The sequence below is a fragment of the Dactylosporangium fulvum genome (assembly GCF_025137375.1).
In the GTDB taxonomy this organism is placed as follows: domain Bacteria; phylum Actinomycetota; class Actinomycetes; order Mycobacteriales; family Micromonosporaceae; genus Dactylosporangium; species Dactylosporangium fulvum.
Map to the genome: position 1 here is coordinate 9,262,256 of NZ_CP073720.1, position 26,047 is coordinate 9,288,302.

The 26,047-nt window shown below is 70.6% G+C and carries 27 protein-coding genes; 11 read left to right on the forward strand and 16 right to left on the reverse strand.

Features of this window, described 5'->3' with window-relative positions; all coding sequences use genetic code 11:
- Positions 1-92: 92 nt before the first annotated feature.
- The 6 genes from rdgB to Dfulv_RS42635 all read right to left on the reverse strand — a co-directional run bounded on the left by rdgB (position 93) and on the right by Dfulv_RS42635 (position 5,399).
- A complete protein-coding gene (gene rdgB, locus Dfulv_RS42610) occupies positions 93-689 on the reverse strand; it encodes an RdgB/HAM1 family non-canonical purine NTP pyrophosphatase (protein WP_259859498.1) in 597 nt (198 codons plus the stop codon).
- A complete protein-coding gene (gene rph / locus Dfulv_RS42615; RefSeq protein ID WP_259859499.1) occupies positions 686-1,414 on the reverse strand; it encodes a ribonuclease PH in 729 nt (242 codons plus the stop codon). The genes rdgB and rph overlap by 4 nt, the downstream gene beginning before the upstream one ends.
- A 14-nt stretch (positions 1,415-1,428) precedes the next feature.
- Positions 1,429-2,271, reverse strand: a complete 843-nt coding sequence (locus Dfulv_RS42620; RefSeq protein ID WP_259859500.1) for an SGNH/GDSL hydrolase family protein — start codon at positions 2,269-2,271, stop codon at positions 1,429-1,431.
- Positions 2,268-3,434 (reverse strand): glycosyltransferase, encoded by a 1,167-nt coding sequence (locus Dfulv_RS42625; RefSeq protein WP_259859501.1) that lies wholly within the window; start codon positions 3,432-3,434, stop codon positions 2,268-2,270. The genes Dfulv_RS42620 and Dfulv_RS42625 overlap by 4 nt, the downstream gene beginning before the upstream one ends.
- Positions 3,431-4,579, reverse strand: a complete 1,149-nt coding sequence (locus Dfulv_RS42630; RefSeq protein ID WP_259859502.1) for a glycosyltransferase family 4 protein — start codon at positions 4,577-4,579, stop codon at positions 3,431-3,433. The genes Dfulv_RS42625 and Dfulv_RS42630 overlap by 4 nt, the downstream gene beginning before the upstream one ends.
- Positions 4,580-4,646: 67 nt before the next feature.
- The gene (locus Dfulv_RS42635) at positions 4,647-5,399 is read right to left on the reverse strand and encodes an MBL fold metallo-hydrolase (RefSeq protein ID WP_259859503.1); all 753 of its coding nucleotides are present in this window, start codon (positions 5,397-5,399) and stop codon (positions 4,647-4,649) included.
- A 265-nt stretch (positions 5,400-5,664) separates the two neighbouring features.
- Between Dfulv_RS42635 and Dfulv_RS42640 the strand changes: the two genes are divergently transcribed.
- Complete coding sequence (locus Dfulv_RS42640) at positions 5,665-6,015, forward strand: hypothetical protein (RefSeq protein ID WP_259859504.1); 351 nt, start codon at positions 5,665-5,667, stop codon at positions 6,013-6,015.
- A gap of 10 nt (positions 6,016-6,025) precedes the next feature.
- On the opposite strand, the gene Dfulv_RS42645 is transcribed toward Dfulv_RS42640, so the two are convergent.
- From Dfulv_RS42645 to Dfulv_RS42670, 6 genes are all read right to left on the reverse strand, one after another.
- Positions 6,026-6,976, reverse strand: coding sequence for a PLP-dependent cysteine synthase family protein (locus Dfulv_RS42645; protein WP_259859505.1), 951 nt, complete (start codon positions 6,974-6,976; stop codon positions 6,026-6,028).
- Between the two features lie 5 nt (positions 6,977-6,981).
- Entirely contained in the window at positions 6,982-7,293 is a 312-nt protein-coding gene (locus tag Dfulv_RS42650; RefSeq protein WP_259859506.1) for a MoaD family protein, read from the reverse strand.
- Positions 7,294-7,361: 68 nt separating this feature from the next.
- Complete coding sequence (locus Dfulv_RS42655) at positions 7,362-7,850, reverse strand: M67 family metallopeptidase (RefSeq protein ID WP_319805727.1); 489 nt, start codon at positions 7,848-7,850, stop codon at positions 7,362-7,364.
- A 47-nt stretch (positions 7,851-7,897) separates the two neighbouring features.
- Positions 7,898-8,419, reverse strand: coding sequence for a DUF2017 domain-containing protein (locus Dfulv_RS42660; protein ID WP_259869282.1), 522 nt, complete (start codon positions 8,417-8,419; stop codon positions 7,898-7,900).
- The gene (clpS, locus tag Dfulv_RS42665) at positions 8,395-8,691 is read right to left on the reverse strand and encodes an ATP-dependent Clp protease adapter ClpS (RefSeq protein ID WP_259859507.1); all 297 of its coding nucleotides are present in this window, start codon (positions 8,689-8,691) and stop codon (positions 8,395-8,397) included. The genes Dfulv_RS42660 and clpS overlap by 25 nt, the downstream gene beginning before the upstream one ends.
- A gap of 15 nt (positions 8,692-8,706) precedes the next feature.
- The gene (locus tag Dfulv_RS42670) at positions 8,707-10,221 is read right to left on the reverse strand and encodes a P-loop NTPase family protein (RefSeq protein ID WP_259859508.1); all 1,515 of its coding nucleotides are present in this window, start codon (positions 10,219-10,221) and stop codon (positions 8,707-8,709) included.
- 196 nt (positions 10,222-10,417) lie between these two features.
- On the opposite strand from Dfulv_RS42670, the gene Dfulv_RS42675 reads away from it, so the two are divergent.
- The 6 genes from Dfulv_RS42675 to istB all read left to right on the forward strand — a co-directional run bounded on the left by Dfulv_RS42675 (position 10,418) and on the right by istB (position 18,293).
- Positions 10,418-13,042, forward strand: coding sequence for a LuxR C-terminal-related transcriptional regulator (locus tag Dfulv_RS42675; protein ID WP_259859509.1), 2,625 nt, complete (start codon positions 10,418-10,420; stop codon positions 13,040-13,042).
- Between the two features lie 78 nt (positions 13,043-13,120).
- Positions 13,121-14,365, forward strand: a complete 1,245-nt coding sequence (locus Dfulv_RS42680) for a nicotinate phosphoribosyltransferase (RefSeq protein WP_406568053.1) — start codon at positions 13,121-13,123, stop codon at positions 14,363-14,365.
- The gene (locus Dfulv_RS42685) at positions 14,362-14,949 is read left to right on the forward strand and encodes an isochorismatase family protein (RefSeq protein ID WP_259859512.1); all 588 of its coding nucleotides are present in this window, start codon (positions 14,362-14,364) and stop codon (positions 14,947-14,949) included. The genes Dfulv_RS42680 and Dfulv_RS42685 overlap by 4 nt, the downstream gene beginning before the upstream one ends.
- A 213-nt stretch (positions 14,950-15,162) precedes the next feature.
- The gene (locus Dfulv_RS42690) at positions 15,163-15,540 is read left to right on the forward strand and encodes an STAS domain-containing protein (RefSeq protein WP_259859513.1); all 378 of its coding nucleotides are present in this window, start codon (positions 15,163-15,165) and stop codon (positions 15,538-15,540) included.
- 639 nt (positions 15,541-16,179) lie between these two features.
- The gene (gene istA, locus Dfulv_RS42695; RefSeq protein ID WP_259858826.1) at positions 16,180-17,451 is read left to right on the forward strand and encodes an IS21 family transposase; all 1,272 of its coding nucleotides are present in this window, start codon (positions 16,180-16,182) and stop codon (positions 17,449-17,451) included.
- Between the two features lie 77 nt (positions 17,452-17,528).
- A complete protein-coding gene (gene istB / locus Dfulv_RS42700) occupies positions 17,529-18,293 on the forward strand; it encodes an IS21-like element helper ATPase IstB (RefSeq protein ID WP_259867330.1) in 765 nt (254 codons plus the stop codon).
- 1,479 nt (positions 18,294-19,772) lie between these two features.
- On the opposite strand, the gene ctaD is transcribed toward istB, so the two are convergent.
- Together ctaD and Dfulv_RS42710 are read right to left on the reverse strand one after the other, a co-directional pair.
- On the reverse strand, positions 19,773-21,509 hold the full coding sequence (gene ctaD, locus Dfulv_RS42705; protein ID WP_259859514.1) for an aa3-type cytochrome oxidase subunit I: 1,737 nt from the start codon (positions 21,507-21,509) through the stop codon (positions 19,773-19,775).
- 140 nt (positions 21,510-21,649) lie between these two features.
- Positions 21,650-21,985 carry a hypothetical protein gene (locus tag Dfulv_RS42710; protein WP_259859515.1) on the reverse strand — a complete coding sequence of 112 codons (336 nt, stop codon included), beginning with the start codon at positions 21,983-21,985 and terminating at the stop codon, positions 21,650-21,652.
- Between the two features lie 219 nt (positions 21,986-22,204).
- Between Dfulv_RS42710 and Dfulv_RS42715 the strand changes: the two genes are divergently transcribed.
- The 4 genes from Dfulv_RS42715 (at position 22,205) to Dfulv_RS42730 (ending at position 25,433) form a co-directional block, all read left to right on the forward strand.
- The gene (locus Dfulv_RS42715; RefSeq protein WP_259859516.1) at positions 22,205-22,348 is read left to right on the forward strand and encodes a substrate-binding domain-containing protein; all 144 of its coding nucleotides are present in this window, start codon (positions 22,205-22,207) and stop codon (positions 22,346-22,348) included.
- Between the two features lie 216 nt (positions 22,349-22,564).
- A complete protein-coding gene (locus Dfulv_RS42720; RefSeq protein ID WP_259859517.1) occupies positions 22,565-23,422 on the forward strand; it encodes an NADP-dependent oxidoreductase in 858 nt (285 codons plus the stop codon).
- 93 nt (positions 23,423-23,515) lie between these two features.
- Positions 23,516-24,289 carry a carbohydrate-binding protein gene (locus tag Dfulv_RS42725; RefSeq protein WP_259859518.1) on the forward strand — a complete coding sequence of 258 codons (774 nt, stop codon included), beginning with the start codon at positions 23,516-23,518 and terminating at the stop codon, positions 24,287-24,289.
- Between the two features lie 181 nt (positions 24,290-24,470).
- Positions 24,471-25,433 (forward strand): acetylxylan esterase, encoded by a 963-nt coding sequence (locus tag Dfulv_RS42730; RefSeq protein WP_259859519.1) that lies wholly within the window; start codon positions 24,471-24,473, stop codon positions 25,431-25,433.
- On the opposite strand, the gene Dfulv_RS42735 is transcribed toward Dfulv_RS42730, so the two are convergent.
- The gene (locus tag Dfulv_RS42735; RefSeq protein WP_344405825.1) at positions 25,430-25,636 is read right to left on the reverse strand and encodes an RNA-binding S4 domain-containing protein; all 207 of its coding nucleotides are present in this window, start codon (positions 25,634-25,636) and stop codon (positions 25,430-25,432) included. The genes Dfulv_RS42730 and Dfulv_RS42735 overlap by 4 nt on opposite strands.
- Positions 25,633-25,983 (reverse strand): ankyrin repeat domain-containing protein, encoded by a 351-nt coding sequence (locus tag Dfulv_RS42740; RefSeq protein ID WP_406568054.1) that lies wholly within the window; start codon positions 25,981-25,983, stop codon positions 25,633-25,635. Before Dfulv_RS42740 ends, Dfulv_RS42735 begins: the two co-directional genes overlap by 4 nt.
- Positions 25,984-26,047: the final 64 nt, after the last annotated feature.

Below are 26,047 nucleotides of genomic sequence, written 5' to 3' on the forward strand. Positions count from 1 at the left end.
ACCGCAGCGCCGGCCTGGCTGGGACGCCTTGGGACGTCCCAGCCAGCCTGAGCAATCCGGTGGCCGGAAGGCCGACCCAAAGGGAAGGAGGGTCAGAGGTGGGCGGCCAGGGCGCGGAACGCCTTGCCGCGGTGGCTGATGGCGTCCTTCTCCGCCGGGGACAGTTCGGCGGTCGTCTTCTCGTAGCCGTCGGCGACGAAGATCGGGTCGTAGCCGAAGCCGCCGTCGCCGCGCGGGGTGCGGATCAGGTGGCCGCGCATCTCACCGCGGACCACGACCTCGCGGCCGTCGGGCCAGGCCAGCGCGGCGGCGCAGACGAACGCTCCGCCCAGGTGCTCGTCGGGGACGTCGCCCAGCTGGGCCAGGACCAGGCGGAGGTTGGCGCCGTCGCGGTCGGGGGCGCCGCTCGGCAGGCCCGACCAGCGGGCCGAGAAGACGCCCGGCATGCCGTTGAGGGCGTCCACGGCCAGGCCCGAGTCGTCGCCGACGCTGGGCAGGCCGGTGTAGCGGACGGCCTCGCGGGCCTTCAGGAGCGCGTTCTCCTCGAAGGTGAGACCCGTCTCGGGGGCCTCGGGATACGTCTCGACGTCGTCCAGGCCGAGCAACTCGACCTCGCTGGCCGCCTCCTCCAAGACTCGGCGCAGCTCCACGAGCTTCTTCTTGTTCCGGGTCGCGAGCAGCAGCTTCATTCGGCGATCGCCTTCTGCTGGAGGGCCTGGAGCTCGGTGCAGCCCAGGGCGCCCAGGTCGACGAGGGTGTCGAGCTCGGCCCGGCTGAAGACCGACTGCTCGCCGGTGCCCTGGACCTCGACGAAGTCGCCGGTGCCGGTGCAGACCACGTTCATGTCGACGTCGGCGATGACGTCCTCTTCGTAGCACAGGTCGAGGCGCGGCTCGCCGCCGATGATGCCGACGCTGACCGCTGAAACGGAACGGTGCAGCACCTCGGAGGGCTTGCCCGCCAGCTTGCGCTGCGCCGCCAGCCACGCCACCGCGTCGTGCAGGGCCACGTAGGCGCCGGTGATCGCGGCGGTGCGGGTGCCGCCGTCGGCCTGCAACACATCGCAGTCGAGGACGATCGAGTTCTCGCCGAGGGCCTTCAGGTCGATGCAGGCCCGCAGGCTGCGCCCGATGAGCCGGGAGATCTCGTGCGTCCGCCCGCCGACCTTGCCCTTGACGCTCTCCCGGTCGCTGCGGGTCGTCGTCGCGCGGGGCAACATGGCGTATTCGGCGGTGAGCCAGCCCAGGCCGGACCCCTTCCGCCACCGCGGCACGCCCTCGGTGACGCTGGCGGTGCACAAGACCCGCGTGGCGCCGAACTCGACGAGCACGGACCCCTCCGGGTGCATGCTCCACTGGCGGGTGATCGAAACAGGTCGAAGTTGGTCTGCTGCGCGTCCATCGGGTCGAGCCATACCGCCCACCCTAGTCAAGCGACCTTGCCCGACACGCCGTCGCCCCGCACCGCTTCGCGCACGGCATCGGGAAGCTGCAAGTCAAGAAGGTCAGCGGTGCCGAGCGGGGAGCCGTGACGCCACTCGGCCCAGGCGAGGCGGAACAGGCCGGGCAGCAGATCGGTCGAACGGCGGACCACCCAGCGGGTCCCCTGCGTGGCCATCCACCAGACCTGCGCGGAGACCGTCGGCGGCGGGCTCGTCGGCGCGGGGTCAGGCCGCACACCCGACCGGGCCATGCTGGAGCCGCGGACGGTCAACAGGTCGAAGAACGAGCAGGCGAGGAACCGGTGGCCGCGCTCGCTCGGGTGGAGCCGATCGACGCTCCACATCCGGCGATCGTACGAGTCGGCGTTGCCGGCCGCGTCGAAATGCACCGTGTCGTAGCGGGTGGCGACCCGGTCCGTCACCGTGTTGAGCTCGTGCATCCGGCGGGCCAGCGGCCGGGCGAGCGGGCCGGGCAGGCCGAACATGCGGCCCGGGTCGGGCAGGCGGATGGTGAGCACCTCGGCCCCGATCGCCCGCAGCGCCGCCACCGAGCGCTCCAAATGCCCGCAGATGCGCCGGGCGTCGAACGGGTCCCGCAGCGTGTCGTTGGTGCCGACGAGGACGGCCGCCACGTCGGGCTGAACGGCGACGGCGCGGGGCAACTGGTCGCGCTCCACGTCGGCGGCCCGCGCGCCGCTGCTGGCGAAGTTGTGCAGCCGCGCCCCGATGGCCTCGGCGAAGATCGGCGCCCAGCCGCGCCACGACCCATCGGGCATCCGGTCACCGAAGCCCGCCGTCGTGGAGTCACCGAGGGCGGCGAAAACGGTCATGACACGGTCACCGCCGTGGGAACAGAAGCAGCGGGAACAGCGGATACGGGAACAGCGGAAGGGGTGACCGCCGGAGTCCCGTGGACGTCCAGGAAGCCCGCCACCGCCGCCGGCCAGGAGAACTGCTCGGCGCGGGCGCGAGCGGCCGCCCGACGCTCCGCGGCCGGTCGGGCCAGCACCCGAAGTACACCTCCCGCAAAATCCTCGGCCACCGCGGCGCCGGCCTCACCGACCACCTCCGGCAGCGCGGACGCCGCGTCCACCACCACCGGCGTGCCGCAGGCGAGCGCCTCCAGCGCGGCCAGGCCGAACGTCTCGATCGGGCCCGGCGCGACGACCACGTCGGCGGTAGCGAGCAGCGCGGCCACGGCGGTGCGCTCGGCGACGAACTCCATGAAGTGCACGGCGTGGCCGCGGGCCTGTTCCTGCAGTTGGGCACGGAGCGGACCGTCGCCGGCCACGACCAGTACCGCATCAACACCCTGGGCACGGAGGGCCACCAACGCGTCGATGGAGCGTTCCGGCCGTTTCTCCGAGGAGAGGCGCCCGCAGTGCACGAGCAGCACCTGCGACGGGGTGGCGTAGCGGTCCCGCAGGGCGGCGGTGTACCGGCCCGGGTGGAACAGTTCAAGATCCACCCCGAGCGGTACCTGCACCAGGTTGCCCGCCCCGATCCGCCGGAACTCCGCCGCCGCCCAGGACGTGGTGCACAGGATCCGGTCGTAGGAGTTGAACGTGCGCGCGTTGAGCCGGTCCGCCCACGCCGAGCCGAACCGCCCGGCGAAGGTCAGCAGCCCGGCGAGGCTCTCGTGCGACACCATCACCGACGGGACGCCGCGCTCGCGGGCCCAGCGGCCGGTCCAGCGCAGCGTGAACCGGTCGGAGACCTCCAGCCGGTCCGGGGCGAGTTCGTCCAGCAGCGCGGCGAGGCGGCGGCGGTGGATGAGCACGCGGTACCCGCCGGTGAACGGCACCACCGGGCCCGGCAGCGTGATGACCCGGCCCTGCGAGGTCTGCTCGTCGGAGAACCGCTCGCCGGGCACGATCAGGATCGGCTCGTGCCCGGCGGCGAGGTAGCCCTCGCCGAGCGCCCGCAGCGCGGTCCGCAGCCCTCCGGACCTCGGCATGACGAAGTTCGCCAGCCGGACTATTCGTACGGTCATGCGGGCACCGGCAGCGAGCGGGCCGGCAGGCCGCCGGAGTGCACCTCGGCGTAGTGGCGGATCAGCTCGTCGCCGACCGCGGACCAGGTCCGGGAGGCGACCGCGACCCGGGCGGCGACACCCATCGCCAGCCGGCGCTCGTCGTCCCGCACCAGCGACGTGACCGCCTCGACCAGCGCGTCGGCGTCGCAGGGCGGGATGAGCAGCCCGGTGCGGCCGTCGTCGACGAGGTCGAGCGGGCCGCCCTGTGCGGGCGCGACCACCGGCACCCCGCTGGCCAGGGCCTCCTGCACGGTCTGGCCGAAGGTCTCGAACGGGCCGGTGTGCACAAAAAGGTCCAGGCTGGCGAAGATCCGGGCCAACTGGGCGCCGCGCCGCTCGCCGAGGAAGACCGCGTCCGGCATGGCCCGCTCCAGGCCGGCCCGGGCCGGGCCGTCGCCGACGACAACCACCCGGACGCCGGGGATGCGGCTGACCGGCGCGAGCAGGTCCACGCGCTTCTCCACGGCGAGGCGCCCGACGTACCCGACGATCACCTGCCCCTCGGCGGCGAGCGCCCGGCGGAGGGCGGGGCTGCGGTGGCCCGGGTCGAAACGGGCCGCGTCGACGCCGCGGCGCCACAGCCACACCCGCTCGATGCCGTTGCGATGCAGGGCGGTCGCGGCCGCGGTCGACGGCGCGAGGGTCCGGTCGGCGGCGTTGTGGATGTGCCGCAGCCAGCGCCAGGCGGCCTGCTCGCCGAGGTTCGAGCGGTAGTACAGGCGGGCGTAGGCGGGCACGTCGGTCTGGTAGACGGCGACGGTCGGCAGGCCCAGCGAGGCCGCCACGGTCATGCCGCGCGCCCCGAGCACAAATGGGCTGGCCAGATGGACCAGGTCGGTGCGGTGGGACCGCAGGGCGGCGGCCAGCCGTCGGCTGGGCAGTCCCAGCCGGAAGCTGCCGTAGCCCGGGGTGGCCACGGAGGGGACCCGGATGATCGGGTACGAGAAGACGCCGGTGACCGACCGTGCCCCGGACGACGGCTGGGGGGCGATCACGAGCGGCTCGTGGCCACGTGCGACGAGGTGTTCGGCCACCCGGACGACGGAGTGGGCGACACCGTTCACATCGGGCGGGAACGATTCGGTGACGATCGCGATCCGCATGCCATGACCATGAGGTCGGAGTCCATGCGTGCGGCCACGATTTGCTGACCAGACGGCAAACGAGTGCCTAAATGTCGTACCTCGCGCCAGGTCGAACAATCTCGATGGGTCCGTCGAAGGCTGCCGATGCCGCCTCCAGCGTGAGCGCCTCACTCCCCCAGGCCGGCACCAGGTGGGTGAGCAGGAGCTTGCCCACACCCGCCTTGGTGGCGTGCTCGGCCGCCTCCCGGCCGGTGAGGTGGAGGTCCGGCGGGTTGTCCTCGCCGTCGAGGTAGCTCGCCTCGCACAGGAACATGTCCGCGCCCTGGGCCAGGCGGATCAGGGCCTCGCAGGAAGCCGTGTCGGCCGAGTAGGTCAGCACGCGGCCCTGGTGCTCGATCCGCACCCCGTAGGTCTCGACGGGATGGTTGACCCGGTCGACGGTCACCTGGAGCGGGCCGATCGGGAAGCTGCCCGGCTGAAGCGCGTAGAAGGTGTAGACGTCACTGATCGCCATCGGCTCGTTCTCCCCGCCGTAGGCGGCGGCGATCCGCTCGGGGGCGGCGATCGGCGCATACACCGGCAGGGGCGGGAACGGGCCGGAGGGCGCGTAGCGCCGGGCCACGATGTACGAACAGGCGTCGAGCATGTGGTCGCAGTGCAGGTGCGTCAGCAGGATCGCATCGACGTTGTAGAGCCCGGAGAACCGCTGGAGCGTCGACATGGACCCCGGGCCGAAGTCGACGAGCAGGCGGAACCCGTCCGCCTCCACGAGGTAGGCGGAACAGGGGGCCTCCGGGCCGGGAAAGCTGCCGGCGCAGCCGAGAACCGTGAGCCTCATGCTGCCCTCAACCCGCCGTCTCCTGTCTGCACGCCAATCTTTGGATCACTCCGGCCAGGTGAGGATAGATCCCATGATCGGACCGCCGGGGGTTGCCCGGCCGGTTGCTGCCGCTGGGCAAGGTCCGTCACCGTGCGCAGCCTACGCCGGACTGGCAGCTGAGGCTGAATGATCGGCCTGGAGATGTCGCCAACGTGACAGGGCCGCGTCACGATCCGCAACCACGGTCGTTGCACGCAGTGAGTCCTGACCAGAGGAGGCGGACGTGAGCGTTGACGTGTCCCGGGCGGCCCGGCGGCTGCGGCGGCAACTCCCGGACGCGTTCCGTCTGCCGACCGAGGCCGATCCCGCCCCCGAGCCGCGTCATCTGGCCGCGGTGTGCGCGTGGGCGGCCGCGCTGGGGCTGGGCGGCATGGCGGTGGCCCTGCGGGCGTTCGTGGGCCTGATCGCGCAGTACCGCCCATGGTATGCCCCGACGGTCATCGTGATCGGCCTGGTCGGGCTGGCGTGCACGATCGGCGCGTTTGCGAGCGTGCACCACCGCCGGCTCCCGCTCGCGCTGCTCGGCGCGGCGTCGGTGAGCCTGGTGGCCGGCTGGATCGTGACCGGGTGGTAGGTCCGGTACGTCAGGCCCAGAGCTGTCCATCGAGCGCGTTCTCGGCATCGGCGAGCGTGCCGCCGTATGCACCGGTCGACAGGTACTTCCAACCGCCGTCGGCGACCAGGAACACCACGTCGGCCCGGTTGCCCGCCTTGAGCGCCTGGTGAGCGACCGCGAGAGCGGCGTGCAGGACGGCACCGGTGGAGAAACCGGCGAACATCCCCTCGACCTCGACGAGCTGGCGGGTGCGCAGCACGGCGTCGCGGGTGCCGACGGAGAACCGGCGGGTCAGCACCGTCGCGTCGTACAACTCCGGCACGTAGCCCTCGTCGAGGTTGCGCAGGCCGTAGACCAGCTCACCGTAGCGCGGCTCGGCGGCGATGATCTCGACGTCATCGACCTTCTCGCGGAGGAACCGCCCGACGCCCATCAGGGTGCCGGTGGTGCCGAGCCCGGCCACGAAGTGTGTGATCGTCGGCAGGTCGCGCAGGATCTCCGGCCCGGTCGACTCGTAGTGGGCACGCGCGTTGGCCTCGTTGCCGTACTGGAAGAGCATCACCCAGTCGGGGTGCTCCGCGGCGATCTCCTTGGCCACGGCCACGGCGCGGTTGGACCCGCCGGCCGCCGGCGAGAAGATGATCTCTGCGCCGTACATGCGCAGGAGTGCGCTCCGCTCGGACGAGACGTTTTCCGGCATCACGCACACCAGCCGGTATCCGCGCAGCTTCGCCACCATCGCGAGGGCGATGCCGGTGTTGCCGCTCGTCGGCTCGATGATCGTGTCACCGGGGCGAAGGCGGCCGGCTTCCTCGGCCGCCTTCACCATCCAGAGCGCCACGCGGTCCTTGACGCTCCCCGTCGGGTTGCGATCCTCGAGCTTCGCCCACAGCCGGACCTCGGGGCTCGGCGAAAGCCGCGGCAGCCCGATGAGCGGCGTGTTTCCGCACGCGTCGAGGAGGGACTCGTAGCGCGCCACGGAGATCAGCCCCGCAGCGCGTGGGCGGCGGCGAACGCGAGCGCCCCGCCCGCGACGGCGGGCAGGATCGTCACGGAGTCACCGTCGTTGAGCTTCGCATCGAGCGCGCCGAGGAACCGGACGTCTTCGTCGTTGATGTAGACGTTGACGAAGCGGTGCAGGTTGCCCTCCCCGGTGATGAGCCGGTCCTTGATCCCCGCGTGGCGGGTGTCAAGGTCGGTCAGCAGGTCGGCGATGGTGTCCCCGGCACCCTCGACGGTCTTCGCGCCGCCGGTGTAGCTACGCAGGATGGTCGGGATGCGGATCTCGATGGCCATGATTTTTCTCCTCTGATACGAGCTGAAGCGGTCGACGACTGGACAGGACGGTGCTGCGGGTGAGGTGGTCAGCCCGCGGAACACTCGTAGTCGACGGTCGTCGGGCTCTGCCCGAAGAGGTAGGACTGGACGGCGTGTTGGTCCACGACAGCATTAACTACCTGAACCGGCTCCTCGGTGACGACTCCGTCCACGATGCGGAACGATCGAATTTCCGTCTGCACCGGATCACGGGTCGAAACCAGCAGGTAATGCGCGTTTGGCTCACCGGCGAATGACACGTCGGTCCGCGAGGGGTACGCCTCCGTGGCGGTGTGCGAGTGGTAGACCACGACCGGCTCCTCGTCGGCGTCGTCCATCTCGCGCCACAGCCGCAACTGTTCCTTCGAGTCGAACTCGTAGAACGTCATCGACCGGGCCGCGTTCTCCATCGGCACGTGCCGCTCCGGACGATCCGAACCGGCCGGACCCGCGACGATCCCGCACGCCTCGTCGGGGTGGTCCCGGCGGGCGTGCGCGACGATCGCGTCGAGGATCGCGGCGTCGATGGTCAGCACGACAGACAGCGTACCGAAACCTGGGTGCAACTCGCCCGTGACGGGCCTCACCCCATGAGTGCTCCCACCAGAGATTCCTGGAGATAGGTCAGGTACTGGTAGACGGACAGCTGGCCCACCCGCTGGGACGTGGGGTCCTTGAGGATCGCCTCGTCGAGCTCGGCCTCGATGTCGACGTCGTCGTCGATGATGCCCAGCCGCAGGCCCAGCGTCAGCCGGACGTCGGTCAGCGCCCGCAGCCACGCCTCGGCCTGCTCCTCGTCGAGGGCCACCTCGCCGCCCTCCACCGGCAGCGCGTCGAGGAGCATGGCCGCCTGCTCGAGTTTCGCCGAGCGGAGGTCATCCTCCGTGTAGCGGCGCAGGTCGGCCGACGCGGAGGGGTCGTCGCGGTACACGTCGGGGAACAGCCGCTCGATCACCGGATCGGTCCGGTCGAAGCCCTCGGAGAGGAGGGTGACGACCTCGAGCATGACCTCGTTGAGCACGGCCGCCTCGGCCGGGCCGAACCGTGCCACGCAGACCGTGCCGGAGCGCACGAACATTGTCACGACTTGTCCACCGTCGCCCAGAGGCCATACGCCTGCAAGCGGGAAGCGTCGTACTCCATCCGCTCACGCGGGCCGCTGGAGACGATCGCCTTGCCCTTGTGGTGCACGTCGAGCATCAGGCGCTCAGCCTTCTCCTTGCTGTACCCGAAGAGCTTCTGCAGAACCCAGGTGACGTAGCTCATCAGGTTGACGGGATCGTTCCAGACCACGGTCACCCACGGACGGTCGGTCTGGGGCACCTCGTCAACCTCGACGTGGGTCTCTTCGATCGGTAGGACCTGCGGCGCCGCCATACCAACATGGTGCCATCAAGCGAGCAGCACGCCATGGTCGACCGCGTCCCCAGCGATGACGGCGAGTGCCTGACGCAGCTCGGCGTACCGCTCGCCGAGCTCATGCCCGGCCTCGACCTCGACCTCGCGCAGGGCGTGCTGCAGCCACCGCCGGCAGTCCTTCTTGTCCGGCAGCTTGGGCGGCCCGCCGGGTGACGTCTTCGGCTGCCACATCGCATAACAGCTGGCGTTGAGCCCGACGCCGAGCGGCGGCAGCACCTCGGCCGCCCCAGCGGACCGGTCGGCACCACCCACCGCGGACAGGTTGTCGACCGCCGCGGCGCCGGTGAGCACGGCGACCGCCGAGGTGGTGGTCACCAGCAGCGCCCGGTCGCGCTCCCGGCCGTCGTGCGACGATTCGGCGGCCCGCCTGGCGGCGGCCCCGATCCGCCGCAGGATCGCCTCGTCGGGTGCCTCGTCGAGCAGCTCGCCGAAGACCGCGCCGATCACCTCGCGGGTGTCGGCGTGCAGCCGGCGGGTCGTGCGGACGGACAGCGCATGCAGCTCGCGGTCGAGGACATACGGCAGCTCCGGGCACCCCCTGCCCGACCCGAGCTCCTGGACGCAACGCACGTGGATGGTGGCCAGGTTGATCGAGACCTGCTGGAGGGCGGCGAGGCGGCGCGCCTCGACCTCTTGGTCGAGCCGCTCCTGCCAGGTGTCACCGGTGGCCGAGACCGTCACCGCGGCGACCGTGCCGGGCCGGGCCGTGGGGGCGGCGTGCTGGTCGGACCAGGTCTCGAGCTGGTGGCGCAGTTCGGCGACGCCGAAGGTCCCGGCCGGGTCGAGCGAGACCGGGAACCACAACGCGGTGGCCAGGCGCGGACCGCGGGAGGCGAGCAGCGCCCGGTTCGCGGCGAGCATCTCGGGCCAGTGGTCGTGCTGGTCGATGCGGGTGAGCACCAGCGCGATCCGCTCCACGCGCTCGGCGGCGACGGCGAGGAGGTCGAGGTCGGCGCGCGACAGTGGTGCGCCGGCATCGACCACGAAGAGCAGGCCGAGCCCGTGCTCGGCGGCGTCGAGGACGATCTCGGCGTTGGCGGTGTCCAGGCCCCCGCTGCCGGGCGTGTCGACCAGTGCCACGCGCTTGAGCAGGGCCGCCGGGTGGGTGATCTCGATCCGGCGGGCGGGCCGCTGGGCGCCGCTCTTCGGCGCGGCCGGCGGCCGGGGATCGCGATGCCCGGGCACGAACGCCTGCGCGCCGGGCTCCTCGCCGTGGCGGAACACGCGCCAGGAGTCCCCCGCCGGCGCCTCGTCCTGCGCAGTACGGCAGATCAGCGCGTCGACCAGGGCGGTCTTCCCGCTCAGCGGGGAACCGGCGACCACGGCGTAGGACTGAGCCCCCGGCGCTGGTCGGGCCTGGGGTGACACCCGCCGATGGCGACTGCCGCGGATCGGCATCGCGGACACTGGACTCCCGGTCGTCACCTCGGCGCCCGGTGTCGTGACACTCAGATCGATCAGCGGTGCCTGCATGAGCCCAGACCCCATGTGCGACCTCCTTGTGCACGCCCGGGATGTACCTTCCGCACGCAATGTGGACGGATCTGCGAGCGGCATCGGAACGCTACGTGAACAGGCACTTACCACAGCAGGGTTACTGCTACTCAACTGAATCCGAACGCCTTACTCAAGTTGCCGCTTCCGCGGGTACTCGCAGTAATCAACCTATCGATATGCTGCGACTGTGCCCCCCTGGAGCTTCGTCGGTCGAAACGCAGAGCTGATCCGAGTCGCCGAGGCCGCATCCGGTTCCACCGGTCGCGGTCTGATTCTCGGCGGACCACCCGGCATCGGCAAGAGCCGATTGCTGAGAGAGGGCGTCAACGCCCTCGACCAGGACAGACTCGCCGTCTGGACGGCGACCGCCAACGCCGCGACGGCCGGTCTCCCCCTCGGCGGGCTGGCCCAGGTGCTGCCGCCCGACCAGCCCGCGGGCGGCTCGCCCGCCGGGCTGCTGCGCTGGGCGGTCGACGCGCTGCACCGGCAGGCGGCCGGCCGGCCGATCGTCGTGGCGGTCGACGACGCCCACCTGCTCGACCCGCTGTCGGCGGCACTGGTCTACTACGTGGCCCGCTCCGAGAACGCGACGGTCATCGGCACGGTCCGCACCGGCGAGCCGGTCCACGACCCGATCAGCGCCCTGTGGAAGGACGACCTGGTCGAGCGGATCGAGCTCAGCCCGCTGACCCTCCAGGAGACCTCCGACCTGCTCCAGCAGGTCCTCGGCGGCCCGGTCGACTCGGCGTCCGTCGACCGGCTCTGGCAGCTCTCCCAGGGCAACGCCCTGCTGCTGCGCGAGCTGGTGATCGCCGCGCACGCCGCCGGCGAGATCATCGAGAGCTACGGCATGCAGCGGTGGACCGGCAAGGTCGACCTGGCGCCGACGCTGACCGAGGTGGTCGACGCGCGCATCGGCAAGCTCACCCCACAGGAGCGGGCGGTGCTCGAGCTGGTCGCCTTCGGCGAGCCGATCGGCCTGCCGCTGCTGGTCAACGCGACCGACCTGGCCACCGTCGAGACGGCCGAGGAGCGGCAGCTCATCCGGGTCGTGGTCGAGGACCGGCGCACCACTGTCCGCCTGGCCCATCCGCTGTACGGCGAGGTCGTCCGCCGCCGCTGCCCGGTCACCCGGTTCCGCCGGCTGCTGGACCAGCTCGCCACGCTCGTCGAGGGCAGCGGCGCCCGCCGCCGTGACGACCTGCTGCGGGTCGCGGTGTGGCGGCTCGACAGCGACACCGCGCGCGACCCGGTGCAGCTGCTCAACGCCTGCCGGCTCGCGTTCGCGACGTACGACATGGCCCTCGCGATGCGGCTCGGCAAGGCCGCCGTCGCGGCGGGCGGCGGGTTCGACGCGGCCGAGACGCTCGCCACGATCCTGATGTTCGCCAACTGCCCCGAGGAGGGCGCGCGGATCCTCGACGAGAACGAGGACCAGATCATCGACGAGGCGCAGCGCAGCCGCTGGCTCGCCGTCCGGCACATCACCTCGCACTGGGGCCTCGGCGACCCGACGACCGTCGACGAGCTCAACCGGCAGACGCACAAGCTCACCGACCTGCGGGAGCGCTCGCTCGCCCTGGCCGTCGAGTCCACCATGCGGCTGCACCGCGGCGACTCCGGCCAGGCCCTGACCCTGGCCCGGACCGTGCTGGACAGCCCGGCCAGCGCCCCGGGCCCGCGCGCCCTGGCCCGCAGCATCATGGGCCACCTCCAGGCGATGCGCGGCGCCCCGGTGCAGACGGTCAAGGCGATGGCCGCGCTCGACGCCGACGCCGCCCAGTGGCGGGCCGAGGTGCCGTACATCCAGCTCGGCGTCGAGCTGGCCCGCGGCACGGCGACGATCCTCGCCGCCGACCTCGAGGCCGTCGACGCGATCGTCGCCGCCGAGTTCGCCGGCATGGCCGACGCGGGCAACTTCCTGCTCGGCTCCGGCTATCTCCAGATCGTCCGGGCCCAGGCCGCCCGGCTGCGCGGCCGTCTCCAGGAGGCCGGCCGGGCGGCCAGCCAGGCGAGCGCGGCGCTGGCCACCGGCCGGATCTTCGTCGCGCTCGCGCACGCCGAGCGGGCGCACATCGCGGCCCTCTGCGGCGACCCGGCGGCCGCCACCGCCGCCTTCGCCGAGGCCGAGCGGGCGCACTACCGCTCGATGGAGGTGCTGTACCCCTGGCTGGAGGAGGCCCGGGCGTGGGTCGCGGTGGCCTCCGGCGACATCACCACCGCCGCCGAGGTGCTGCGCCTGCTGGCCGCCCGCAACCGCAGCGACGGCTTCGCCGCGCACGAGATGTTCGCGCTCTACCACCTCGGCCGGCTCGGTTTCGCCGCCGAGGTCCACGAGCGGCTCGATGTGCTCGCGCAGACGGTCGAGGGCCGGCTCGCGCCGGCGATCGCGTGGCACGTGCGCGCCATCGCCGAGGAAGACGGTGGCAGCCTGCTGGCCGTCGCCGAGGAGCTCGCGGAGATGGAGCTGAACCTCTTCGCCGCGGAGGCCGCCGCCGGGGCCGTCACGCTGCTGCGGAGCATCCGGTCGCCGCAGACCCCGCGCGCGGCGCAGCGCCTCGCCGAGCTGCGGGCCGAGTGCCAGCTCGCGGCGACGCCGGCGCTGGTCGTACCGCAGCCGATGCTCACCGGCCGGGAACGGCAGATCGCCAAGCTCGCCGCCGCCGGCGTGCCGTCGAAGGAGATCGCCGATCAGCTGTACCTGTCCTCCCGTACCGTCGACAACCATTTGATGCGGGTGTACGCCAAGCTCGGCGTCACCGGGCGCGCCGAGCTGGCCGCCGCGCTGCGGTCCCTGCCGCCGGAGGAGTGACCGGGGTCCTATTCGGGGTGGAATAGGGTTGGCGGTGTGACCACAAGCTCGCTGCTGACCGACCATTACGAGCTGACGATGCTGTCGGCGGCGCTGCGTGACGGCACCGCCGACCGACGTTGCGTGTTCGAGGTCTTCGCGCGCCGCCTGCCGACCGGCCGCCGCTACGGTGTGGTCGCCGGCACCGGCCGCCTGCCGTCGCTCATCGCCGACTTCCGCTTCTCGGAGGAGGACGTCGCGTTCCTCGCCGAGCGCGGCATCGTCGACCAGGCGACCGCGCAGTGGCTCGCCGACTATCGCTTCTCCGGCGACATCGACGGCTACGCCGAGGGAGAGCTGTTCTTCCCGGGCTCGCCGATCCTCACGGTGAGCGGCACGTTCGCCGAGTGTGTGGTCCTGGAGACGCTGGTGCTGTCGGTGCTCAACCACGACAGCGCGATCGCGGCCGCCGCCGCCCGCATGGTGACCGCCGCGCGCGGGCGCTCGGTCATCGAGATGGGCTCCCGGCGGACACACGAGGAGTCGGCCGTCGCCGCCGCCCGGGCCGCCTATCTGGCCGGATTCGCGTTCACGTCGAACCTCGAGGCCGGCCGGCGGTACGGCATCCCGACCACCGGCACCGCGGCCCACGCGTTCACGCTGCTGCACGACTCGGAGCAGGCAGCGTTCGCCTCGCAGGTGGCGACGCTGGGCAAGCAGACGACGCTGCTCGTCGACACCTACGACATCGCGCAGGGCATCCGCAACGCGATCGCCGTCGCCGGGTCGGACCTGCGTGCCGTCCGCATCGACTCGGGCGACCTGTCGGTGCTCGCCTCGGAGTCGCGGGCCCTGCTCGACTCCCTCGGCGCCACCGACACGCAGATCATCGTGTCGGGCGATCTCGACGAATACGCCATCGCCGCCCTGGCCGCCGAGCCCGTCGACGCGTACGGTGCCGGCACCGCGGTCGTCGTGGGCTCGGGTGCGCCGACCGCCGGACTGGTCTACAAGCTGGTCGAGGTGGACGGCCGCCCAGTGGTGAAGCGGTCGGAGCACAAGGCCACGGTCGGCGGCCGGAAGACGGCGGTACGGCGACACAAGCCCACCGGCACCGCCACCGAGGAGGTCGTCGTCTCGCTCGGCGCACCCGCCCCGGAGCCGCACGACCGGCTGCTGCAGCGGCCGTTCCTGCGCGACGGTGAGCCCGCGGCCAACCTGCCGACGCTGCACGACTCGCGTGAGCACCTGCGCCAGTGCCTCATCTCCATCCCGTGGGAGGGGCTCAAGCTCTCCGCCGGTGACCCGGCGGTTCCGGTCACGATGCTAGGAGGCTCCGCATGACCCGGGCGTTGATCATCGTCGACGTGCAGAAGGACTTCTGTGAAGGCGGCTCACTGGCCGTCGCCGGCGGCGCCTCGGTGGCCGCCGCGATCACCGAGGCGCTGGCGTCGACGGCCCCGACGTCCACATCGTGGGAGCACATCGTGGCGACGCAGGACCACCACATCGACCCGGGCCCGCACTTCTCGGCGCAGCCCGACTACGTCGCGACCTGGCCGAATCACTGCGTGGTCGGCACCGACGGCGTCGACTTCCACCCGGCGCTGAACACGTCGCGGATCGAGGCGGTCTTCAAGAAGGGTGCGTACGAGGCCGCGTACTCGGGCTTCGAGGGCGCGGCCGACGGCGTCGGCCTGGCGTCGTGGCTGCGCGAGCGCGCGGTGACCGACGTCGACGTGGTCGGCATCGCGACCGACCACTGCGTGCTGGCGACCGCCATGGATGCGGCGCGTGAGGGTTTCGTTACGACCGTGTTGCTCGACCTCACAGCCGGTGTCGCACCCGCTACGACTTCGATGGCCCTGGTCACCCTGAGGAAGGCAGGGGTGAACCTGGTGGGTGAACCGGTCGTTGCCGGGAGTTGACCGACCGGCGGATGGCACGCGGCTGGACTTGCCGTGTAACAAGCGACGTGTACCGTCATGCGAGCAAGCGGTTCCGCGAACGATGTGAGGACTTTTCACGTCACAACGTAAGGAGCGCCTACACGGAGCGTGGCGAAAAAGGCAAGATTTCGCTACGCTTGCGGGACCTCGAAGGGTCGTCCATGGTGGACGGCTCAGCACCAGGAGGGTCACGTGAAGTTGTCGATCGAGACTCGCCCTTCGGATCAGCGCGAGGCATTGCTGACGCTGAGTGGCGAAATCGACTATGAGACCGCTCAGGAGCTCCGTAACGCAGTGAGCTCAGTGCTCGACGGAAGCATCGACCTACTCGTCATCGATCTTGCGAAGGTCACCTTCCTCGACTCCACCGGGATCGGCACCCTTGTCGTAGCCAAGCGCATCTGCCACAGCATGGGCGTCAAGCTCGACATCCGCCGCCCCAACCCGTTCATCGCACGTCTGTTCGCCGTGGTGGGTGTCAGCGACATCCTTGGCGTGCCGATCCCGCCCGGCACCGTCTCGGGCCGACTGCCCCAGCCTCGCGAACGCGAAGTAACCCAGCCCGCCTGACGCATAGATCAAGCTTCATCCGCTCCACCTTTCGGGTCCATGGTCTCGACCCATTTTTGAGTGGTTCTTGCGGTTCGCTTAAGGGAGCGCCTCCACCTCCGTTCGGAGGCGCTCCCGACCCGCGCCCACATTCCGGGACGTCCCCCACTCGGGTGGTCTCTTGTCCCCGGTCGGCTCGACATCGCCTCCTAACTGCGAACCCAAGCCGCCGTACGGCCGAGTCTCGTCACAACTGCCCGACACGCGGCCACACCTCAGCCTTGTCGCCTCCCACCCCGAGCCGTGGGCACCCACCCGCCTCGGCACACAGGCTGCCCACCCGCCCCCGGTCGCCAGGGCCGCCCCTCGTGAACCGCCCGGAAGGCACTTCGCACCCGCGCACCGCCTCAGGACGGTCATGCTCATGGGCTCGGGCCATTCCGCCCACTCGGAGACGCTGTACAGATCACGGAGTTTCCTCGGGCCCTGGACCCCGAAGATGCTCCACGATCCCGAGCCGCCCGGGCGGCCGCCGCATGGATCGCCGGTCTTCTGGAGGCGACGGCGTTCCCCCGTGTGAGCACGCTGTCGCAGCTTCCGGAAGACTGACCCCCGGTGGATCTTTGAATTTTGACCCCTCCGTTCTGATGATCTTGGAGGGTGTTGAGCGTGGAGGACTGGGCAGAGATCCGTCGTTTGCACCGGGCGGAGGGGGTGCCGATCAAGGAGATCGTCCGGCGGTTGGGGGTGGCTCGGAACACGGTGCGGGCGGCGTTGGCGTCGGATCGGCCGCCGCGGTATGAGCGGCCGGCGCGTGGGTCGGTGGTGGATGCGTTCGAGCCGCGGATCCGGGTGTTGCTGGGTGAGTGGCCGCGGATGCCGGTTCCGGTGATCGCGCAGCGGATCGGCTGGCCGTATTCGTTGTCGCCGTTGAAGAAGCGGCTGGCGCAGATCCGGCCGGAGTACGTGGGGATCGACCCGGTCGACCGGGTCGTCTATGAGCCGGGGCAGATCACGCAGTGCGATCTGTGGTTCCCGCAGCCGCGGATCCCGGTCGCTGCGGGTCAGGACCGGGTGTTGCCGGTGCTGGTGATGACGCTCGGGTTCTCCCGGTTCATGACCGCGACGATGATCCCGACCCGGCAGGCCGGGGACATCCTGTCCGGGATGTGGCTGCTGATCTGCGGGATCGGGCGCGTCACCCGGACCCTGGTCTGGGATCGGGAGTCCGCGATCGGCGGGACCGGCAGGGTCAGCGCCCCGGCGGCGGCGTTCGCCGGGACCCTCGCCACCCGCATCCAGTTGGCCCCGCCCCGCGACCCGGAATACAAGGGCATGGTGGAACGCGCCAACGGCTATCTGGAGACGTCGTTCCTGCCCGGCAGGCGGTTCACCTCACCCACCGACTTCAACACCCAGCTCGGTGACTGGCTGGGGAGCACGGCGAACACCCGCACGGTCCGCTCGATCCATGGCCGGCCCGTGGACCTCCTCGAAACGGACCGCCCGGCGATGCTGCCGCTGCCACCGGTCGGGCCGCAAGTCGGTTTGCAGCAACGGATCCGGCTGGGCCGGGACTACTACGTGCGGGTCGACACCGTCGACTACTCCGTCGACCCGCGTTTCATCGGCCGGTTCGTCGAGGTCACCGCCACGGCGCATCTGGTGACGGTGTCCTGCGACGGCACCGTCGTGGCCCGGCACGACCGGTCCTGGGCCAAACACGGCGTGATCACCGACCCGGGCCACGCCGCGACCGCGAAGCTGATGCGCCACGCCCTCGCCGAAGACCGCCAACGACGCCTCGCGGCCACCCGCCACCACGGCGACGGGCATCCGGTCACCCTGCGGGCCCTGCACGACTACGACGCCCTGTTCGGCGTCGACTTCAACCCAACCACCAGCACAGCAACGAGAGCGAGCAGCGAATGACCACCACCAAGACGAAATCCCAGCAAGCCCAGCCCACCGGCCCCAGAAACGGGCCCGGCGGCGGGATCAAGGACGGGATGCCGTCGATGATCGCCTACCTCACCCGGGTCCTGAAGACCCCCACCATCGGCGCGTTCTGGGAAGAACTCGCCGGTCAGGCCCGGGACGAGAACTGGTCCCACGAAGAATATCTGGCCGCGCTGCTGCAACGCCAGGTCGCCGACCGCGAGTCCAAAGGCACCGTCATGCGCATCCGCACCGCGCACTTCCCAACCGTGAAAACCCTCGAGGACTTCAACCTCGACCACCTGCCCTCACTGCGCCGCGACGTCCTCGCCCACCTCGCCACCAGCACCTACGTCGCGAAAGCCGAGAACGTGATCCTGCTCGGACCACCCGGCCTCGGCAAAACGCACCTCGCCATCGCCCTCGGCGTCAAAGCCACCCAGGCCGGGCACTCCGTCCTGTTCGACACCGCCAGCAACTGGATCACCCGCCTCGCCGAGGCCCACCACGCCGGACGTCTCGAAGCCGAACTGAAGAAGATCCGCCGCTACAAACTGATCATCATCGATGAAGTCGGCTACATCCCGTTCGACCAGGACGCCGCGAACCTGTTCTTCCAACTCATCGCATCCCGCTACGAGCAAGGCTCCGTCATGGTCACCTCGAACCTGCCGTTCGGACGCTGGGGCGAGACCTTCTCCGACGACGTCGTCGCCGCAGCCATGATCGACCGACTCGTCCACCACGCCGAGGTCCTCACCCTCACCGGCGACTCCTACCGCACCCGCCAACGCCGCGAACTCCTCAACAAAGACAACCGCACCAACCACAACTGACCAACCACCGGAGGGGTCAAAATTCCGGAACCCAAAAGGGGTCAAATTTCAAAAATCGGCGACACACGCCGAGTCGGGCCGCCCCTGACCCGACGCGGGCATTGCCGCCGGAAGCCCGCCGTTGCGGACACAGCTCCCGGGATTCGCCGGTCGGCCCGGCCGGGCAGCTCCACGGGCCAGCTCCGCGGGCCAGCTCGGCCCGGCTGGGCAGCGGCCAGCCGAGCGAGGCAGCCGAGCGAGGCAGCCGAGCGAGGCAGCCGAGCGAGGCAGCTGAGCAAGGCAGCTGAGCAAGGCAGCTGAGCAAGGCAGCTGAGCAAGGCAGCTGAGCAAGGCAGCTGAGCAAGGCAGCTCGGCCCGGCTGGCCAGCCCGGCTGGCCAGCTCCGCGGGGCATCTCGGCCCGGCTGGGCAGCGGCCAGCTCCCGCGGGCCAGCTCGACGGGCCAGCTCGACGGGCCAGCCGGGCTGGGCGGCTCGACTGGGCCGAGTGGCTCGACTGGCCCACACGACGCGGCCAGTCCTGCCAGTTTGGCTTTTGCGCGTCGGCTTTGCCGGTGCTTCGACGCGGTCTTCATGATCACGGAATTTCTGCGGGGTTCCAGGCCATCAAAAGCTCCGTGATCATGAATCCACTCGATGCACATCCCGACAATCCAGGCATCTTGGTGCATCGATTAATGCCTATTTCTGTCCTATTTCATGATCCGGAAGACTTTGCGCTGCCAGGCGGCGTCAAGTCTTCCGGATCATGAAAATAGGACGCACCAACGGCAATTCGCGGGTGGCGTCCCGGCGGAGTCGGTGGTCGCCACGTAAGGCTGGCCCTGGCCGCCGGCCAGCCGAGCAGGCCCTAATGGCCGACCACAACACTGCCGCAGCTGAAGCCAGCCGGCCCGGGAGCACTACCGACGCGGGTCGGGCCGAGCACCGTCCCAGCCGAGCACCCCGGCCAAGCAGCACTCCGCCCGAGCACCACCCGGCCGAGCGGCACCCCCGGCTGAGCACCGTCCCAACCAAGCAGCACCCCGGCTGAACACCGTCCCAGCCGAGCAGCGCCCCACCCAAGCACCACCCCGCCCACGCGCCAGCCGGGGCCACAACTCGCCTCGGCCAAGCCCGTTGATGCCACCGCGCGGCACCAACCGCCCGAGCCTGCGCCACCACCGCTGCGACCTCGCCCGGGCTGGCATCCCGAGGAGCCACGCAGGCTCCAAGCACGTCCGAACTCGGTGTACCAGGAGTCACATCCGGCCCGAACCTGCCACCCACGCCCCGGGAAGGCTCGAGCCGCGAAGACCCTCAGTGGGCTGCAGCGGTTCGAGCACCCACACCGACCCGCCGCAGGCCCATCGGATTGGAGCCGCACCGGCAGTGACCTCGGCCCGCGCGCCCAGGAGACGGCGCAGAACAGGTCGGCGGAACAGGCGAACGCCCCCGGGGCCTGGAGACCAGAGCCCGGGGGCGTTCGGTGGTGCTTCGGCGCTAGTGCTGTTCCTCGTAGGTTGCGCCGCCGCTGGCCTCCTGGCTCAGCGGGCGGGCGCCGCCCGGAGGCGGGGCGTCCAGCGAGTGGCCAGGAGCGTGTTCCGGGTAGCGGGCGTCGAAGGCCGGGCGCTCCGAGCGGATGCGCGGCATGCTGTCGAAGTTGCGCAGCGGGGGCGGGCAGGAGGTCGCCCACTCCAGGGACATGCCGTGGCCCCACGGGTCGTTGACCTCGACCACGCGGCCCGCCTTGTACGACTTCCAGACGTTCCACAGGAACGGGAGGGTCGAGATGCCGGTGATGAACGAGCCGATCGTCGAGATCGTGTTCAGCGTGGCGAAGCCGTCCGTGGCCAGGTAGTCGGCGTACCGGCGGGGCATGCCCTGGGTGCCGAGCCAGTGCTGGACGAGGAACGTGGCGTGGAAGCCGATCGTGGTGAGCCAGAAGTGAATCTTGCCGAGGCGCTCGTCGAGCATCCGGCCGGTCATCTTCGGGAACCAGAAGTAGATGCCGGCGTACACCGCGAACACGATCGTGCCGAAGAGCACGTAGTGGAAGTGGGCCACCACGAAATACGTGTCCGAGACGTGGAAGTCGATCGGCGGGCTGGCGAGCAGCACGCCGGAGAGGCCGCCGAAGAGGAAGGTCACCAGGAAGCCGATGGCGAAGAGCATCGGCGTCTCGAAGGTGATCTGGCCGCGCCACATCGTGCCGATCCAGTTGAAGAACTTCATACCGGTCGGCACGGCGATGACGAAGCTCAGGAAGGAGAAGAACGGCATGAGGACCTGACCGGTCGCGAACATGTGGTGCGCCCACACGCTCATCGACAGGGCGCCGATCGCGATGGTCGCGCCGACGAGGCCCTTGTAGCCGAAGACCGGCTTGCGGCTGAAGACCGGGATGACCTCCGTGATGATGCCGAAGAACGGCAGCGCCACGATGTACACCTCGGGGTGGCCGAAGAACCAGAACAGGTGCTGCCAGAGCATCGCGCCGCCGGTCGAGGCGTCGTAGACGTGCGCACCGAGCCGACGGTCGGCCTCGAGCGCCAGGAGGGCGGCGGCGAGGATCGGGAAGACCATGATGACCAGGACGCTGGTGACCAGGATGTTCCAGGTGAACATCGGCATCCGGAACATGGTCATGCCGGGCGCGCGCAGCGTCAGGATCGTGGTGATCATGTTGACGGCGCCCAGGATGGTGCCCAGACCGGACAGGACTAGGCCGACGATCCACAGGTCGGCGCCGACGCCGGGCGAGTGGATGATGCTGTTCAGCGGCGCGTAAGCGAACCAACCGAAGTCGGCCGCGCCACCTGGCGTGATGAAACCGATCAGGGTGATCGAGCCGCCGAAGGCGTAGAGCCAGTAGGCGAACGAGTTCAGTCGCGGGAACGAGACGTCCGGCGCACCGATCTGCAGCGGCGTGATGTAGTTCGCGAACGCGAACACGATCGGCGTTGCGAAGAACAGCAGCATGATCGTGCCGTGCATCGTGAACAGCTGGTTGTACTGCTCGGGCGACAGGAACTGCAGACCCGGCCGGGCCAGCTCGGCGCGCATCAGCAGCGCCATGAAGCCGCCCACCATGAAGAACACGAACGACGTGACGAGATACATCAAGCCGATCTGCTTGGCGTCCGTGGTCCGCAACAGCCGAGCGAACGCCGAGCCCTTGACCGGCTTGTGCACCGGCCAAGGCCTGGTGACGATCGGCTTTGGCGCAACGGTGGTCACGAAAGGCCTCCTGAGGCTGTTGAACCAGCTGGCGAGCCAGCTCCTCGAGGTGTCCGCCCGATCACCTGCGCGATCATCACGTCACCTCGGAGGCAGAATAGTCTGCCCTTCCAGGGATGAATGCGCTGGGGGCGGGCGGTCTAGCGTGTCGGGGCCGGCGCGCCGCCTTCGGCGCCCAGCGAGAACGAGATGGCGCCGGCCGCGATCGCTGCCAGGACCAACAGGACGATGCCCCAGAAGATCAGCCGGTCTGCCGGCGCCGGGCTCTTGACCGCGTCGATGAGCCTGGTGTGGACGGGGGCTGCGGCGGGGGGTACCGCCGGCACCTCGGCGGTGGTCGACTCCGAGTCGACGGGCGCGTGGCCCGCCGGAGCCGGCGTCGACGTGGACAACGCGCGCATCACGATGAGGGTGGCGCCGGCGAGCACCAGGAGCACGCCGAGCACCGCCACGATGACGGAAATCCAGTCACGCATCACAGCAGGCTAGGAGATTCACGCAGGTCACACCAGAGTCTCCGGCCACAGCAGCAACGCTGTGGCGCAGATCGCCGAGCCTCCTAGGGCCATACGACGGAGAGGCCACAAACCGACCAATTGATCGGACGTCGTCAATGACTGCCGACGGCAGCGCCGCAACGAAGATGACCACGGGCCGCCCGGGCCTGAAATGTACAGTCGAAATCCCGATATCGATTGCCGCCGCTCACCACGGTCAAGCAGCCGGTCGAAGAGATCGGCGCCGCCGCGGCCCGCCAGTTGCTGGCGCAGATGTCCGGCGAGCAGTGGAACGAGCCGCCGGTGCTGCCGACCACGCTCGTGAGGAGGCAGAGCGCCTGACCGATGCGTCCAAGAGCCCGCGGTCATGTGGGCGCAGACGCCGGGGAGCGCTGCCGCCGACGCGATGGCCGCGGTGGCGGGCCGGTTCCCCGGCACCCGGTTCGCCGCCGCGGCCCCCGACCGGAGCCCCCTCCTACCCGGGATCACCCACCTGACCTTGATCGGCATGGCCGTATCCGCCTGCACACGGGTACCCGCGACGCTAGACATGGAGGCATGAAGGCCATCATGCTGACCGAGCACGGCGATGCCGGCGGAGAATCCCTCCCGAGCTTTTCCCTCCAAGACCTGCCCGACCCGCAGATCGGCCCCGACCAGATCCTCGTCGACGTGCGGGCGGCCGGCGTCAACCCAGCGGACCCGCGTCTCAGTGGCGGCGAGATCCCGGGCTGGGACGTCGCCGGCGTGGTGGTCGCCACCGGGCCGCAGGTCCAGAACTTCGTCGTCGGTGACGAGGTCTACGCCTGCGCACAGAGCACCTATGCCGAGCGGGCCGCGGTGGCCGAGCGGGACGCCGTGCACAAGCCTGCCGCGCTGAGTTTCGTAGAAGCGGCAGCGGTACCGCTGGCCGCGCTCACCGCACTCCAGGCGCTCCGCGCCGCCGGCACCGGCGAGGGTGACGTGGTGCTCGTGCACGGCGCCTCCGGCGGCGTCGGGCACTTCGCGGTGCAGATCGCACGGGCGCTCGGCGCGGAGCGGGTGCTCGGCACCGCGCCGGACGCCGACCACGAGTTCCTGCGCGAGCTGGGCGCCGAGCCGGTCGAGGCGCCCGCCGAGCCGGTCGACGTGGCGCTCGACCTGCGCGGTGGCGCGGCGACGGAGCAGGCGTTGCAGCAGGTGAAGGACCCGGCGCGGGCGGTGTCGACCGTAGCGGGACAGCGGATCACGGACGGCGGCGGCCGGTTCGTCGCGCCGGAGCCCGACCTCGACGGCCTGCGCTGGCTGGCCGACCTGGCCGACAAGGGCCGGCTGCGGGTCAACCTGCACCGTGAGCTGCCGCTCGCCGAGGCGGCCGACGCGCACCGCCTGGTCGAGTCGGGCCATGTGCGCGGCAAGGTGGTCCTGACTCCCTGACCCTCGATCCGGCCGCTGTGTCGGAGTGGGGACACCGAGGCTGATCGAACGGCCCCTGCCGGGTGGCGATCCGGAAGCGATACCGTGCCGGTCATGATCGAGGGCCGCGACGCGCCTGGCTACTACACCGGACGGCGGCGAGCCGACACCCATCGACAACCACGGATCGTGTTCGTCTCGGTGCTCATCGTCGTGGCGGTGATCGTCGTGGCCATGCGCGGCCTGTCGGGCGACCCCGATCAGCACAGCTGGTTCACCGCCGGGGACGCCACCGAGCCAGTGGTGCCGACACTGACCGGCATGCCCGCAAGCCCGCCGCAGAGCTCGAGCGTCCCGCAGAGCCCCGGTCCCAGCCACAGCGGCAGTCCCCGGCCCTCGCCGTCGGCGAGCGGCACGTCGCCGGCGCCCGCGGCGTCACCGTCGGTGTCGCCTGCGGTGTCGCCGTCGGCGCAGTCCTCGCCGTCGGCGAGCCCAGCTGGTACGACATCCCGCTCTTATGAAGCGGAATCCGCCGAGAACGGCCGACCCCGCCAGATGACGATCCGTGCGGTGGCGGACGCGTCGGGCGGCCGGGCGGTGACCGGCATCGGCAACGGCCGGACGCTGTCGTTCACCGGGGTGGCAGCGGAGCGGAGCGGCTACCACACCGTGACGATCGCGTATCTGTCCACCGAGGACCGGCGCTGCTACGTGGGAATCGGGCGCAACTGGCAGCAGGTGTCGTTTCCGGCGAGCGGCGCCTGGGACCGGATCGCGACCGTGACGATCACCCTCCAGCTCGGCGCGGGCACCAACACGATCGAGGCCGGGAACACCCCCGGCAGGTGGTGTCCCGACCTCGACCGCATCACCGTTGCCCCCCGCTGACCACCCCAGCTCGGCAACGTGTTGTGGCGCAAAGCCTTTGGCGTGACCGTGCGCCGGTGGACCATCCAGGGAGGCTTCCGGTTTCCGGCGCCGGTCACACTTCAAGAATGGCGGCCGGACCTGGGTCGCACCCGTAATCGGGCTGGGAACTTCCTGAGTACCAGGCGTTACGCTCACCCGCATGGCCCTCTTTGATCTTCCGCTCGACCAGCTCCGGACGTACCGTTCAGCCGCCAAGGAACCCGTGGACTTCGATGCCTTCTGGTCGGCGACGCTCGACGAGGCGCGCGCGCTCGCCGCGCCGGCCGCCGTGACCGAGGTGCGGACGGGTCTGCGGACGCTGCACGTCAGCGACGTGAGCTTCAGCGGGTACGGCGGACAGCCGGTCAAGGCGTGGCTGATCCGCCCGCGTGGCGTCGACGGGCCACTGCCGGTGATGGTGGAGTTCATCGGCTACGGCGGCGGCCGCGGGTTCGTGAACGACTGGCTGCTGTGGTCTGCGGCCGGCTACGCCCACCTGGTGATGGACACCCGCGGGCAGGGCGGCGGCTGGCGGGCCGGCGACACCCCCGACCCCGAGGGCTCCGGCCCGCAGTCGCCCGGCTTCCTCACCCGCGGCGTGCTCGACCCGCACACGTACTACTACCGCCGGGTCATCACCGACGCCGTCCGGGCCGTGGAGACCGCGCGGGCGCTGCCGTTCGCCGAGCGGGTCCTGGTCAGCGGGATCAGCCAGGGCGGCGGGCTGGCCCTCGCCGCGGCCGGCCTGAGCGGCGACGCCGTCGCCGGGGTGATCGCCAGTGTGCCGTTCCTGTGCGACATCCGCCGGGCGGTCACCATCACCAACAACGACCCCTACGCCGAGTTCGCCCGCTTCTGCCGCCTCAACCCGGCGCGCGCGGCGCAGGCGCTGTCCACCGTGGACTACGTCGACGGGGTGCACTTCGCGCCGCGGATCACGGCGCCGGCGCTGGTCTCGGCCGCGCTGATGGACCTGACCTGCCCGCCGTCGACGGTGTTCGCCGCCTACAACGCCATCCCCGGCACCAAGGAACTGGAGTTGTACGAGTGGGACGGGCACGACGGCGGTCGGGGCCACTTCGCCGCGCGAGCGGTGGACTTCGCCAACGCTCTGTTGGCCTAGCGCACCCTGAGGGTCTCGCCCAGCAGCCGCACGACGTCGCCGCGGTGCAACTGCCGGCCACGGCGCGTCTCCACCTCGCCGTTGACGGTAACCTCGCCCTCGAGAATGACTTCCTTGCTCTCCCCGCCGGACTCGAGGATGTTCGCCAGCTTGAGGAACTGCCCGAGCCGGATCATGTCGCCGCGGATCTCGATCTCCTTCACTTCCCGCGCTCCAGCAGTTCGAGCATCTGCGGCAGGTTGAAGAACCGGGCCATCTCGACCGCCGACGGACCGCCGGCGTGCGGGTCGGCGCCCGCGGCGAGCAGCGTGCCGACCGAGTCGGGTGACTGGCGGAACACCGCCGCGCCGAGCGCGGTCTGGCCGCGATCGTTGGCGCGGTCGACCTCGGCGCCTCGCCCGACCAGCGCGGCCACCGTGTCCGGGTGGTTGTGGTAGGCCGCCAGCATCAGCAGCGTGTCGCCCTTGTCGTTGGTCAGGTTGACCGGCAGGCCGGCGTCGACGTTGGCGGCCAGCTCACCGGTCGCACCCGACCTGGCCAGATCGAACATCCGGTGCGCGAAGTCGATCACGTCCTGATCGAGCGGTTCACTCACCCTGCCAGCGTAGCTGTCG